Origin of the sequence: Devosia psychrophila (genome assembly GCF_000971275.1) — a bacterium.
Lineage (GTDB): Bacteria > Pseudomonadota > Alphaproteobacteria > Rhizobiales > Devosiaceae > Devosia > Devosia psychrophila.
Genome location: NZ_LAPV01000072.1, coordinates 29,588 through 43,227, shown reverse-complemented (window position 1 = coordinate 43,227; position 13,640 = coordinate 29,588). Strand labels below are relative to the sequence as shown.

The following is a 13,640-nucleotide window of genomic DNA, read 5'->3' as shown; positions in this document are numbered from 1 at the left end:
TGCCCATCGCCCGCTTGCGGCCGCCGCGGCGGCGCACGACCAGCTTCTCCTCGCGATAGATGCGGAACAGCCGCTTGTGATTGACCATATGGCCTTCTCGCCGCAGCAGTACGTGCAGGCGCCGATATCCGAAGCGCCGTCGCTCATGAGCAATGGCCTTCATCCGCTCACGCAGCACCGCATCATCGACCCTGATGGTCTGGTAGCGCATCGTCATCCTGCAGCATCCCAGCACCTGGCACGCCCGCCGCTCGCTCATTCCAAACACCGTCTGGAGATGGGCGACAGCATCCCGCTCAACGGCGGGCGTTACCATTTTTTTCCGAGCAGGTCTTTCAACGCCGAGTTGTCCAGCATCGCATCGGCCAGCAGCCGCTTGAGCTTGGCATTCTCATCCTCGAGCGCCCTAAGCTTGCGAGCCTCGCTAACGTCCATGCCGCCATACTTGGCTTTCCATTTGTACACGCTGGCGTTGCTCACACCATGCTTGCGGCACAGATCGGCGACTGGAACACCCGCCTCGTGCTCTTTTAAAATCCCGATGATCTGGTCTTCGGTAAACCTGCTGCGCTTCATCTCTGGTCCTTTCTAGGGGCCAGAGCCTACTTCAAACTGGATTAGAGGCCGGGGGCAACGTCAACGCGCATCAAGCGGCGTGGCGTTCCAGCCAGTCAGCGATGGCGGCCTTGGCGTCCCCGCGCCGATCTTGACGTCCACCGCCTGCCTGCCCTTGAAAAGCATCATCGTCGGGACGGAGCGGACGCCGTAGCTTTCAGGGTGGGACAATTCTCGTCGACGTTGAGCTTGACGATCTTCTGCCACCGACGATTGAGGTGGCGCAGAACCTCAAATACGTGACCCTGGCCGAATTGCTGGCGGAAGCGGACTTTGTATCGATCCACGTCCCAGGTGGGTGGCGCTGGTGATGGGTCCAACCGAATTTGACCTGATGAAGCCGGGCGCCTATTTCATTAACACCGCCCGAGGTGGGCTGGTCAATCACGAGGCACTAGTCAACAGTCTGCTTTCTGGTCGCCTTGCAGGTGCTGGACTGGACGTGCAGTGGCCTGAGCCACGGCCGCTGGACGCGTTGAGTGACCTGTCCAATGTGATTATCTCCCCCCATATCGCTGGTGGATCGCGGACATCGTGCTGCCGGAGCTACAGGCGATGTTCGAAAATGTCAGCACGGCCACAGCTGGTCGGACCATCTCACACGGCCGGGTTGCTTAGGGGGTCGCGGACATCGACGCATCAGGCGCTGCTGCCGGTTCGTGAATGAAGTCCACGACCTGCTGATACCGCTCGGGGCGGCAGAAGAGCTCGGTGTGTACGATGACCTGATCGTCCGGATCGAAGTAAGTTCTATGAAGCACCAGCACGGGTGTTTCCACGTCGCTCAGCTATCGGCGTCATCGTTGCTGTCGTGGTGGCAACTCTGTTTGAACTCCTCCAGTCATTGTTTCCCGAGCGCGATGTTCGGTGGGTCGAGCTCTCCGACAAATTGCTGTGCGTTCGGGGCGGTTGGGTGCTGACGCTACCTTTCTCTCTCGTCAATAGAACGCGGCGCAAGTAGCAAGGCTGACAGCTTGTAATCGCCAGGTTGCTCAAAATCACCAACTCCGAGCGCCCGAGCGCAAGGCAGTCCTCACTGTGGTGATAAATCGTCGTCGGCTCCGCGCGGCGTCGATCAAAAACTTGAACGACCCGAAAGAGCCAGACCGCCTAGCCCTCGCCAGTGGCTATTGTTCGCGCATACTCTTGTCGAGCGAATCCGAAATTGGCTTAACCAGATAGTCCATCAACGTGCGCTCGCCGGTTATGATCATCGCATCGGCCGGCATGCCTGGCAGCAGGCGCCCCTTGATCAGGTCGGGAACATCGACGTCGGCAACACTGATCCTGGCCTCGTAATAAGGGTCACCCCTGCCCGGCTCGGGATAGATCAGGTCGGCCGACACCACATCCACCGTGCCCATGATGGTGGGCATGGAACGATTAGAAAAGGCCGGAAATTTGACTTCGGACATTTGGCCCGGCGCAACGCTGTCGATGTCGAGCGGCCGGATACGGGCGCTGATAATCAACTGTTCGTCTTGAGGGACAATTTCCATAATGGTCTCGGCGGGGCGGAGCACGCCACCGGCCGTATGCAACTTTATGTTCTGCACGACACCACTTTGGGGCGCCCGGATAAGGGTGCGATCGCGAACGTCCTCGGCCACTGTCAACCGCTCGGAGAGCTCATTGATCTCGGTGACCGTATCTTTTAACTCGACTGCGGCATCTTCTTGATATTCTTGCGTAATTTGGACGATCTGCAGTTCGGTCTCGATAATGCTCTGCCGAGCCTGGGCCAGTTGGGCCAGCAGTTGTCCATAGCCGCCCGCAAGAGCTGCGCCATCGCGTTCCATGGCGGTGATCTGGTTTGCACTCACCACGCCGCTGCTCTGCCCGCTTTTGAGGCGCGCGATTTCATCTTCGAGCGAAAGCTTCTGTTCGAGAACGGCATCGTGCTGCACGGTCAGTCCGGTGATCTGCTGTTCGAACTGCTCGATACGCGAGCGCAGGATGCTGATCTTACTGTCGCGTATGGCCCGTCGCTCAAGGAAGATCTCTTGTTGGGTCTTGATTGCTGCGGGCCAGCCGGATGGATCGATCATGGTGCTGGCTTCACCAAAAACCGGCTCGACCAGAGCGGCGCGCTCGCTTTCCAAGCGCATCTGAGTCGCGAACAAAGTGGTCAGTCGTGACTGCAGCATGGCGCTATTGGCATCGGCCTGCACCGGCAGCAGACGAACCAAGACCTGCTGGGCTTCGACATGCTCTCCTTCGCGCACCATGATTTCAGCGACAATGCCACCTTCGAGATGCTGGATAAGTTTGCGGTTGGATTCGACCGCTACGATACCTGGAGCCACGATGGCGCTATCGAGGGGTGCCGTTGCCGCCCAAACGCCAAAGATGCCGAACGTGACGAAGATCGCGACGAATCCGGACAGGATGTAGGGCGTCGCTGAATAGGGCGTCGGCTTGGTGGTGACCATGTCAGGCCGACAGTTGCGATGATGCGGAGACTGCCACAACCCGTGCGGCACTGTTGACCGTGACTGCCGGCCGCACGATCTCGCGGGTTGGCACCATTCGCTGCAGACGGCCTTCGCGCAGGATGATCGTCTTGTCCGAAAGGTTCACAAGATTCATCTTGTGGCTGACAAAGATCACGGTGGTTCCTTCCTTCTTCAGGTTGGCGAGCACCTGCATCAATGCCGTCTCGCCATCCGAATCCAGGTTGGCGTTGGGTTCATCGAGGACGACGATGGCAGGATTGTTGAACAGGGCTCGAGCAAGCCCGACGCGCTGACGCTGTCCGCCGGAAAGCTGTCTGCCGCCCACGCCGATCTGGGTTTCGTATCCCTGCGGCAATTTTTGGATCATCTCATGTACGCCCGCCCGCATGGCCGCCGATAATACCTCAGCGCTGCCAGCATTTTGGAAGCGTCCGATATTTTCGGCAATCGTTCCGGCGAATAGCTCGACGTCCTGGGGGAGATAGCCGATATGCTGGCCCAGCTTCTCGGCATTCCAGTGGCCGATTTCAGAGCCATCAAGCCGGACGCTGCCCTGGGCCGTGGCCCAAACGCCCACCAGGGTCCGCACCAAGCTGGACTTGCCCGCGCCGCTCGGCCCGAAGATTGCAACGGCCTCTCCTGGCTTGATGGTAAAGCTAATGCCTTGCAGCACCGGCGTCCTCGTTCCGGGGATCACAGTGGCCAACTGCTCGACATCGATCTGGCCCAAGGGGCGCGGCAAGTCGGTCCGCTCCATATCAGCAGGCACCTGGGCGAACACCGCCTTGAGCCGACCATAGGCCTGCCTGGCGCCAACAAAGCTCTTCCAGTTGCCGACCAGTTGATCAACCGGAGAGAGGGCCCTGCCCATCATGATTGAGGCTGCGATCATAAGACCGGCAGTGATCTCGCCTTCAAGCGCCAAATAGGCCCCGACGCCCAGAATGGCGATCTGGAGAGCGGCGCGGACGAATTTGGAAATGGACGCGATGACGCCAGCCCGATCACTGGCGGTGGCCTGCAGCGACATCATGAGGCCGTGCTTGCCGAGCCAACGGTTGCGCAAGGGCTGCTCCATGCCCAATGCCCGGATGACCTCGGCATTCTGCAGCGTGGTCGAGGCAAATTGCTGGGCCGCCTGATTGGCGTTCTGGGCATTGTCGAGCGACTTCTTGGTTGCCACTTCCGTGAGGAATGCCAGGGCCAGCACCACCGATGCCCCTACCAGGGCTACGAGGCCAATTAGGGGATGGAACATGAAACAGACAAAGAGAAACATCGGTACCCAGGGGACGTCACACATTGCGGTCAGACCGTTGCCCGTCAAAAAGTCGCGCAGCCTGGCCACGTCACCCAAGGCGGCTTGCGAGCCGCCGCCTGGATTTGCCAGCGACAGCTTGACCACCCGGCTGAAGAGCGGGCCCGATAGTGCTTCGTCCAACTGGTAGCCGGTGCGAACCAAAACTCGGGAGCGCAGGAATTCGAGCAGGGCATGCATGATCAGCATGGCGACCGCGATCACGGTCAAAAGCACAAGTGTGGTCTCATTACGGCTCTGCAGCACTCGGTCATAGACCTGGAGCATGTAGAGCGGCCCGACAAACAGCAATATGTTGATTGCTGCGCTAAATATCAGAGTAACGACGATAATTCGGCGATATATCCCGAGTGCGGCGGCAAAGGTGTCAGCCTTATCCATCGGAAGGTCAACTCTTTCAAAACTACGACGCTCGACCCAGCGCGCCATGTGGCGAGCAAAAAAACCTTCGATCATGCTAACCGTATTTTGATGCCAGTTGTTGTTCAAGGATAACCTCGAAATAGCTAGTGATAGAGTAAACCGACGCAACGCGGACGCGCGAGCTGGGTGATTTCGGCCAGGGTCTGAAGGTGGCAATCACGCGGAATGCTACTACGCTTTTCCAGACAGACAACCAAAGATGACATTAGACAAGCGTCAACTGGGGGTGCTGGTTGACGCTCACACTTATTCAATTTGTCAAATGAGGCAACGACATAAGACTAGCCGAGTCCAAAGCCTGCGTCTTCACCCAATGTTAACATAATCGGTGCTTAAGCTAAACCAATGTCGACCCGTGTTGGTCATTGCGGAGGACGAAAGCGATGTTTGATTATATCCCAGCCAGACAAGACGTTCTCTGTCCGACGACGTGTAGGGTTTATAGGAACACTGCTGAATATGCGGACTATCTGAACGCCCGTTTCGCCTCCCAGGAGCAGATCACGTTTTCGTTTAATGGCGATTGCTGGGTTTTCTCGCATTCGGGCGCAGACGACGACGGCATGTTCGATGTGCTGCGTCTGGCTGAGGATAGCGTTGCAGCCGCTAAGCCCGTTTGTGACGAGGATAGCGGTCACGAACAGTATATGCGTGAACGGGCCGACCTTCCTGGTTTCTTCACGGTGACCGTGCCGATGAGCATCTTGCGGGCGCTCTTGCCCCCCATGCTGACCTCAGATCGCACTGTTTCAACCCGTTCGAGGCGCGCTTAGGCAGAGGCTAATCGCCCCTGCCCGTTAATTGAGCCGTTCGCCTAGAACAGCGCCGACAGCGTTTGGCCGCTGTAATCGTCGAGATATCGGACCGGTATCTCCCAAATTACGAGCTTTGGCAGCACGGCATTAGGTTTGGCGATCGTCTCTAAGTAAGACCTCATCGGTTCGAACGGACCATCGCCATCGGTGGCGTAAGCCACTAGGTCGCTCTGGCAGGCAATCTTGATCTGATCACCAAATGACCAGAGTGGGTTGGCGCTATAGCTGGTGCCAACCAAACCGATGTCGATCGCTGCTGGCTCCGAGCCGAACAACGATGCTAGCGGGTCGGCGCCATCGATCTCCCGTGCCGCCACGACGGGCGCAATCAAATCTGTTTGCACCGGCATCAAAAAGCTGAACCCTCCCAGTTCAAGGAAGTTGAGCAAATCCCCGCGATGGGCGATGGCGGCCTGCAGGCTCGTTGAGAAGGTCAGCTTGTTCTCGATCACGGGAGCGCCGAGCGCGCAGAGTGAGGCGGCGGCACGACCAGCGCCAAAGACGCTCCAATGGGTATCTGTGTGCAGGAAGACTTCAGTCTGACTGCGCACGGCTCGAAGGTCGGTCGACAAATTGGGAACGAAGTCGGCGCCTGTTGCCGCCGCAGTTTGTAGCACCCGAGAATAGAGTTCTGCCGCCGTTTCGGGCAAGGCGTATCGTCCGAGTTGGTCCTGATATATGTCGGACTTGGCTGGCACGAAGGCCAGCGCGACTTTGATACCGCGCTCGTGCAAGCCCGAAACCCCACGCGTTATGGCATCGAATGCCGCCTCGAGATTGCCGTCGGACTGTGCGCTCCACTCGAACTCTTCCCGCGAAAACAGCCACCCGTCGGTGCCGGCCAGGGCGCCACTTCGGGCCTCGCCGAATAGCCAATACTCAAAGGCATTTAAGAGGTGGATGGCGGGCTCGCGGATCAGAACTTTGCGCTCTAGCTCATCCTCGATGGCGTGCGTCCACTCACCATCGGTGACCTCGGCGATGCTGGTCGGGGCTGTATGTCTGAAAGCGCCGTCCCGCAGTGCTTGCACCATGAGGAACAATCCCAATCCCATGAGGAGCAGCATTGAGGCGATCGGAACCCAGCGCGCGAGATTGGTCATGATCATCTCAGAATTGAAAATAGAGGAACGGGGAATCGTTGTCGGCCATGAGCTTGACCACGGCCAAGGCGCCGAGCAGGCAAACTACCACTGCCCCGTGCAAGGGGACCGGTCCCAGCTTGTCCTTCTTGAGCGGTTCGCTGATCGTTTCGATACCAAACACCCGGTTCAGCCACGGCTCCGTCAGCGCCAGCGCGATGCCGATTACCAGCATGCTCAAGCCGAAATAACTAATCTGCCACGCCATTGCGTCACGCAGGCCAAATCCGTTATGCCCAAACATCCCAGCATAATATTGAACGGCCACACCCATGTCGGGAGCACGAAACAGCACCCAACCAAGGATGACGAACACCATGGTTGGCACCCATCGCCAGATGATAAAGCCTTCCTTGCCCGTTACGCCCAAAGCGCGCTCGCTTGCCAGTAGGACGCCGTGCAGTAGGCCCCAAAGAATGAACGTCCAGTTGGCGCCATGCCAAAGCCCGCCCAAAACCATGGTCAGCATCAGGTTGATATAGGTGCGGTAAATGCCGAGCCGATTGCCGCCAAGCGAGAAGTAGAGATATTCGCGCAGCCAGGTCGACAGACTGATATGCCAACGCCGCCAGAATTCGGTGATGCTGCTGGAAATATAGGGAAACCTGAAATTCTCGATGAAGCGGAACCCCATCATCATCGCAAGGCCTACCGCCATGCTGGAATAGGCGGAAAAGTCAAAATAGAGCTGCACCGAATAGGCCAGCGCACCAATCCAGGTCTCGGCAAAAGTGGGCGAGGGAGCGCTGAAGACGGCGTCGGCAATGGGCGCTACCGAATCTGCGATCAGAACCTTTTTGGCTAGACCCGAGAAAAATCGGAGTGCGCCCTGCCCGAACAGCTCCCAGGAATGGGTTCGATGTTCGAACTGGGCCTCGATGTCCTTGTAGCGGATGACCGGTCCGGCAACCAGCTGAGGAAACATAGCCTTAAAGGCTGCGAAATCGATCAGCCGTTTAGCCGGCGGTGCGTCAGCGCGATAGACGTCGATAACGTAGCTGATGGCCTGAAACACATAGAACGAGATCCCGATCGGCAGGATGACCCCGCCTATCAGGAGCGAGAACGGTCTGCCGTCGTTCAACAGGTCCGCAAGGCTATCAACAAAGAAATTCCAGTACTTGAAATAGCCAAGAACGCAAAGGTCGCCGACGATAGCGAAAATGAGCCAGTTTTTAGCACTGGAGCGACTGAAGGCGTGCGCGATCCGTCCACCAACCCAATAATTGCCGAAGGTGACGATTAGCAGCAGCGCCAGAAAGTCCAACCGCCACCAACCGTAGAACAGGTAAGAGGCGAAGGCGATGACGTAGGATTTGTATTTGAACGGCGTTATATAGTAGATCGAAAAAAATACAGGAAGATATCCAAACAAGAATATCGCCGAAGCAAACGTCATAGCGCATCACCTAGAAATTACGTACTCGTTCGACACGCGTGAAGAGGCAAGCCGCATTTAGATTTGCGAGACTACTGGTACTTGCATGATGTCCTGCTGAAAACATTGCGGCAGGAAGACGATTTGGAGGCGCCAAATCTAAACGATATCTGCACTCCCAAAGACCCAAACAGCTCCTGTCAGTTCCACTAGCGTGGTGTCGGTAAACGTGATCGAGTCGACTGGCGAATAGTTCAGCACGAAAGTGCCGGCCTGCGGCCCAGCAACCAAAGCCGCCAATGCATCCGCCTTGGTGTGGAACAGGGAATTCTCCAGGATAATAGTGTCGTCGCGCCGCAACTGGAGGACCGTATCACTGCCATCGCCGTCGCTGAAGACCAAGGTGTCGGCACCCGCGCCGCCCTTAATGCTGTCATTGCCGGTGCCGCCAAACAGGATGTCGGCGCCGTCATTGCCCTCTAGGATATCGGCTCCGGACCCGCCAAAAATGATGTCGTTCCCGAGCCCGCCTTTGAGTGTATCAGCGCCACCCAGGCCATGGATGCGATCGGCGCCGGCACCACCGGTGATCCGGTTGATTGCGTCCGTGCCGACAATGGCGCCGGCGGGGGGCATATTGCCGTCGGTATTAGTGTCACCACCGGAAATTGGTGGCGAGGTGACGGTCACGGTAAGAGCGCCAGAGTCTTGCAAGTGGGATGGGTCGGAAACCGTATAGGTAAATACCTCCGGCAAACTGCCTTGACCGGCCGGCACCTTGGCTGGATCAACGGTATAGGAATAGCTGCCGTCGGTATTGATGGTCAGCGTACCGTAGGAGCCAATCACTATTGTGGGAGATCCCGAGGCCACGGCATGGCCGCTTACTGACACAATGCTCAACACATCGTGGTTCGAATCGGTATCGTTGGCGATCACATTGCCCGAAACTGTCGCTATGTCGAGCGGGGCAGCGTTGACGTCGTCCACTGCCACGGGAGGCTGCAATGCTGGCGCCGAGACGGTGACAGTGAGCTTGCCAGCGTCCTGCAGATTGCCGGGATCGGCGACCGTATAGTTGAATATGTCGGGAAGGTTGCCTTGCCCTGCCGGCACTTTGGCTAGATCAACGACATAGGAATAGGTGCCATCTGAGTGAATGGTCAGGGCGCCGTAAGAACCAACCACCACCGTGGGTGAACCCGCGGCCACGGCATGCCCGTCAACCGAAACGATGCGCAAAACATCGTGGTTCGGGTCGGTGTCGTTCGTCACGACATTACCCGAAACAGTTGCATTGCTGAGGGACGCGGCATTGGCGTCGTCGACTGCGACCGGCGGCTGCAGGGCGGGTGCTCTTACCGTAACCGTCAGCGTTCCGGCATCCTGCAAGTTGCCTGGATCTGCCACAGTATAGTGGAACACATCAGGCAAGCTGCCTTGCCCGGCGGGAACTTTGGCAGGGTCGACCACATAGGAGTAGCTGCCATTGACGTTGATGGTCAGCGTCCCGAAGAGGCCCACGATCACGGTAGGCGAGCCTGTTACGACGGCGTGGCCGTCCACCGAGACGATCCTTAACACCTCGTTGGTGGGGTCCGTATCATTGGTGACCACGTTACCTGAGACGGTGGCATTGGCAGGCGATGCCGCGTTGACATCGTCGACCGCCGTCGGCGGCTGCCGTGCAATATCGGGCACCACCACGGTGATCGTCAGGGCGGCGGTATCGTGCAGGCTCTCGGTGTCCTCAATGCCATAAGTGAAAATGTCATGCAGGCTGCCCTGCCCGGGCTGAACCTTGCTTGGGTCGACGACGTAGCTATAGGAACCGTCGCGATTGATGGTGAGCGTGCCATAGAGCCCGGCAACGATTGTGGCAGATCCCGCGGCCACCGTGAGACCGTCAACCGAGATAACGGCCAATGCGTCTTCTTCGGGGTCACTATCGTTCTCAAGAACATTGCCGATAACCGTTGGCGTGCTCGAGGTGGCCTGGTTGCCGTCTGGGTTGGCTACCGGGGGATGGGTCGGGAGCGTAGTAGGGCCGCCATAACCGGGCGCGGCGTAGCCGTCCTCGACATAATGGGTAGCATTGTTGACCTTGATCTGGGTGGCAGTGATGACCGGGCCAGTGATCGCGGCGACCAGAAAGGCCGAGCCGTTGATGGTGGCCCAGACCTGGCTGCCGCCGGCGACGGTGCGAATTTCGAGCTGACCGTTAGCGATCAAGGCCGAAGCGGTCGTTGCGCCGGATCCAGCATAAAGGCCGGTGAGATCGAGCGTCTCGCTTGAACCCCAATCGGCAATCGCATCCCCCGCTTCAGCGGCGCTGCGAATGACAAAGGTGTCGTTGCCGCCTGAGCCCTTGAGCTTGTCAGCACCATCGCCACCGATAATCACGTCATTGCCGGCATTGCCTTCCACCGTATCAATGCCGGTGCCGCCGTAAATGCGATCGTCGCCTTCGCGGCCCTTGAGGGTGTCATCCCCGCCAAGACCGAGCAGCACATCATTTTCGACGGTGCCGGAAAGGGAGTCTTTGTTGGCGGTGCCGACAAAGGTATTGATTTCGGGCACGCCGACAATGCTGACGGTCAAACTGGTTTTGGCGGTAAAATTGTCTTGGTCGCGGATGACGTAGTCAAACGTCTCGTGCAAATTGCCGTTTGCAAAGCTGTCCGGTCCCACAATGGCGGTATTGACCACATAGGCATAGGAGCCATTGGCATTGATCGTCAGGGTCCCATAGAGGCCCTGCACAACGGTCGCCGAGCCGCTGGCGACGGGATGTCCGTCGGCTGATATGACACTGATCGCATCCCGATCGGGATCGTAGTCGTTGGTAAGAACGTTGCTGGAGACCGTCAGCTGGTTGAGCGAGGCCTCGATGACGTCGGCCCGGGCGAGCGGTGGCTGATCAACGAGTGGTCCGAGGTCGGGGTCAACAAAAGGCCGGGGCGATGGGATCTCGGTCGTAAAGCCCTTGTCAAAGGCGATATAGCTGGCCAGCCGGCGCCCGACGACTTCGTAGGATTCCTCAGAAATATGGACATGGTCGCGGAGAGGCAGATCTTCGGTGACTGCCGCAATGTGAATGCGATCACTTTGGGTCGCGATCTCGCGCTGGGCGGCCCGAATGATGTCCTGACCGCCATTCCAGCGGGCGTCGCCGCCGGTGTAATTGGTCACTCCGACTTCTTGCAGATATATGTCGAACGGCGCGTTGACGCTGGAAGTCAGACGGGCGAACAGCTCGGTCGTTGCTTCCTTGTAGGTCCCCGCATCACTCTTGCCGTCCATGATGAGCTTTGCGTCATTCTCGCCCTGGGCCCAAACGACCGATAGGACCACCTCATTGCCGGCAGCCTGAATGGCGCTCAGGACCTGATTGATCCGCGAAACAGCGGTCAGCAGCAACTGACCGGGCGTATCGGTATCAGGATACCACCAGGCAATGGACGGGCTGACACCGATCGCATTGCCATCCACGGTCGTGCCGCCAACCGCCAGATTTTCGATCAGGACGTTGGAGGCCGTGGCGTATTTTCCGGTGGTACCAATGCCGCCAAGCATGCCGCGCACGGCACTGGCGTTAAGAGAAGTGGCGCCCGTGCTCAGAAATGCCGAGCTGAGAGCACCCGCAATCTCGGTGGCACCGGTTTCATCATCGCCATAGAAGTTAAACATTGCTTCGGCATTGGACTGCCCTAACACTGCTACATACTGAACTATGGCCATATCGTCCCCCCAAATTTAATCGAGTGCGCTAGTATATTTTGCTAAATACGCGGGCTTTACAGCAGTTATTATATTTAGATAATATCGCACAGGTTTTGAGAGCGTCGATGCTGGTAAAACTTCCAGCGTCGACGCTCTCAATTGCTTAGAGTCGTGCTTACCAGCACAGACCTTCGTAGCGGATATTGTCGGAGAGCGGCGGCAGACCGACGCGCACCAGATCGATGACGTCAAGGCTGTTGGTTGCGCTCGCAATCGCGGCGGACAGACCATCATACTTGCTGCCGATAACCAGCGTTTCCGCCGACGAGATCACATCGCTCGGGCTTTCACGCAGCAGGGGAGCGATGTGCGACAGGTAATTGCGGCCGCCATTTTCTTCGGATGCGACGTTGGGATCATAGATGGTCACCGAGTAGCCGCAGCCAATCAGGTTTTCCACCAGGGCCAGCATCGGGCTTTCACGCAGATCGTCGGTGTTGGCCTTAAAGGTTAGGCCGATGATGCCAACCTTTCGATTGCCCGTTTTGCGGACCAGGGAAACAGCGCGCTGGAGCTGGATATCATTTGCTTCGCGGGTGGCATCGAGCATCGGGGTCGGCACATTGACCGAGCGGCCCAGATGGCTGAGGGCGCGCAGATCCTTCGGCAGGCACGAGCCGCCGTAAGCAAAGCCCGGGCGCATATAAGCACGCGACAGGTTAAGCCGTGTATCGGCGCAGACCACGTCGAGCACGACATGGCTATCGATGCCAGCCGCTTTGCAGAGGTTGCCCATTTCGTTGGCAAAGCTGGTTTTGACCGCATGCCAGCAATTGTTGGCATATTTGACGATCTCGGCGCTGCGCATTGGAATGACATGGGGAACGACGGAGAAGCCTGCACAGAGGGACTTCAAGATTTCGATCGAACGCGTGTCGTCAGCATACTGACCAAGCACAATGGCTCCCGGCGCATTGTAATCTTCGATGGCCGTGCCTTCGCGCAGGAATTCGGGATAGTATGCCAGGCCGAAGTCGACGCCGGCCGTCTTGCCCGAAAAATTCTCCAGTGCCGGAAGAACGATGTTTTCCATCGTGCCAGGCAGGATCGTTGAACGCATCACGACGACATGGAAGCCCGTCTTGTGCCGAAGGGAGGCACCGATCTGCTGGGCTGCCTCTTCGACATAGCGGGTGTCGAGCGAGCCATTGTCGCGGCTTGGTGTCCCCACGCAGATCAGGGAGATGTCGGTATTGGCCACGGCTTCGGAGATGCTTGTCGTGGCAGAAAGGCGTCCGGCGGCGAACCCTTTTTCGGTCAGATCATCCAAGCCGGGCTCATACATGGGGGACAGGCCCGCATTGATGCGCTCGACTTTGAACGGATCGATATCCGCCGCAATGACCCGAAGGCCATCATTTGCAAGGCACGCCGCTGATACGCAACCAACGTAACCAGCACCGATCACCGAGACGCGCGACAACGTTACTTCGGTGCTTTGGCTCATCAGAATTGCCGACTGATCATTCATTTTTTTGTCCCTGCTGCGGTAAGAAAAAAGTTCACTCACGGTTGACCGGTAAACGGTATTTATTCGTAGCGGCGGACCGCTTCTTAACTTCTTGTTGATCTTATTAGCCGCGGCAGAAACCAGCAAGATGCCTCCGGTTTAAAGCTCTATTAAGGTAAACATATACAGTTGTCTTCTCACAACACTCTGCAGAAATCGGCGCTAGTCTGTAATGCCGTTTAACACGTGCAGGTAGCTGA

9 protein-coding genes and 1 pseudogene are annotated in these 13,640 nt (G+C 57.8%); 2 read left to right on the top strand and 8 right to left on the bottom strand.

Translation table 11 applies throughout. The annotated features are described in order from the left end of the window. Together WH91_RS23220 and WH91_RS24580 are read right to left on the bottom strand one after the other, a co-directional pair. A pseudogene (locus tag WH91_RS23220) lies at positions 1 to 576 on the bottom strand (transposase); the annotation flags it as partial. Positions 577 to 636: 60 nt separating this feature from the next. After that, positions 637 to 786, bottom strand: coding sequence for a thioredoxin domain-containing protein (locus WH91_RS24580; RefSeq protein WP_158409523.1), 150 nt, complete (start codon positions 784 to 786; stop codon positions 637 to 639). 139 nt (positions 787 to 925) lie between these two features. On the opposite strand from WH91_RS24580, the gene WH91_RS23215 reads away from it, so the two are divergent. Then, entirely contained in the window at positions 926 to 1,282 is a 357-nt protein-coding gene (locus WH91_RS23215; RefSeq protein WP_143078221.1) for an NAD(P)-dependent oxidoreductase, read from the top strand. Positions 1,283 to 1,742: 460 nt separating this feature from the next. Here the strand turns inward: WH91_RS23215 and WH91_RS05745 are convergent, their stop codons facing one another. Both WH91_RS05745 and WH91_RS05740 read right to left on the bottom strand, forming a co-directional pair. Beyond that, positions 1,743 to 3,047, bottom strand: a complete 1,305-nt coding sequence (locus WH91_RS05745; RefSeq protein ID WP_046170039.1) for an HlyD family type I secretion periplasmic adaptor subunit — start codon at positions 3,045 to 3,047, stop codon at positions 1,743 to 1,745. A 1-nt stretch (position 3,048) separates the two neighbouring features. Then, positions 3,049 to 4,770, bottom strand: coding sequence for a type I secretion system permease/ATPase (locus tag WH91_RS05740; RefSeq protein ID WP_046170047.1), 1,722 nt, complete (start codon positions 4,768 to 4,770; stop codon positions 3,049 to 3,051). A 425-nt stretch (positions 4,771 to 5,195) separates the two neighbouring features. On the opposite strand from WH91_RS05740, the gene WH91_RS05735 reads away from it, so the two are divergent. Further along, complete coding sequence (locus tag WH91_RS05735) at positions 5,196 to 5,585, top strand: hypothetical protein (protein WP_046170038.1); 390 nt, start codon at positions 5,196 to 5,198, stop codon at positions 5,583 to 5,585. A 41-nt stretch (positions 5,586 to 5,626) separates the two neighbouring features. Here the strand turns inward: WH91_RS05735 and WH91_RS05730 are convergent, their stop codons facing one another. The 4 genes from WH91_RS05730 to WH91_RS05715 form a co-directional block, all read right to left on the bottom strand. After that, on the bottom strand, positions 5,627 to 6,730 hold the full coding sequence (locus WH91_RS05730) for an alginate O-acetyltransferase AlgX-related protein (protein WP_158409522.1): 1,104 nt from the start codon (positions 6,728 to 6,730) through the stop codon (positions 5,627 to 5,629). Positions 6,731 to 6,737: 7 nt separating this feature from the next. Next, a complete protein-coding gene (locus tag WH91_RS05725; protein WP_046170036.1) occupies positions 6,738 to 8,168 on the bottom strand; it encodes an MBOAT family O-acyltransferase in 1,431 nt (476 codons plus the stop codon). A 138-nt stretch (positions 8,169 to 8,306) separates the two neighbouring features. Continuing rightward, complete coding sequence (locus tag WH91_RS05720; protein WP_074797718.1) at positions 8,307 to 11,888, bottom strand: Ig-like domain-containing protein; 3,582 nt, start codon at positions 11,886 to 11,888, stop codon at positions 8,307 to 8,309. A 157-nt stretch (positions 11,889 to 12,045) separates the two neighbouring features. Then, entirely contained in the window at positions 12,046 to 13,401 is a 1,356-nt protein-coding gene (locus WH91_RS05715; RefSeq protein WP_046170034.1) for a nucleotide sugar dehydrogenase, read from the bottom strand. Positions 13,402 to 13,640 lie beyond the last annotated feature (239 nt).

Coding starts and splice junctions, on each gene's coding strand:
- WH91_RS05735 (WP_046170038.1), top strand. CDS start 5,196: ATGTTTGATTATATCCCAGCCAGACAAGACGTTCTCTGTCCGACGACG.
- WH91_RS05740 (WP_046170047.1), bottom strand. CDS start 4,770: ATGGATAAGGCTGACACCTTTGCCGCCGCACTCGGGATATATCGCCGA.
- WH91_RS05725 (WP_046170036.1), bottom strand. CDS start 8,168: ATGACGTTTGCTTCGGCGATATTCTTGTTTGGATATCTTCCTGTATTT.
- WH91_RS05730 (WP_158409522.1), bottom strand. CDS start 6,730: ATGACCAATCTCGCGCGCTGGGTTCCGATCGCCTCAATGCTGCTCCTC.
- WH91_RS05745 (WP_046170039.1), bottom strand. CDS start 3,047: ATGGTCACCACCAAGCCGACGCCCTATTCAGCGACGCCCTACATCCTG.
- WH91_RS23215 (WP_143078221.1), top strand. CDS start 926: ATGGGTCCAACCGAATTTGACCTGATGAAGCCGGGCGCCTATTTCATT.
- WH91_RS05715 (WP_046170034.1), bottom strand. CDS start 13,401: ATGAATGATCAGTCGGCAATTCTGATGAGCCAAAGCACCGAAGTAACG.
- WH91_RS05720 (WP_074797718.1), bottom strand. CDS start 11,888: ATGGCCATAGTTCAGTATGTAGCAGTGTTAGGGCAGTCCAATGCCGAA.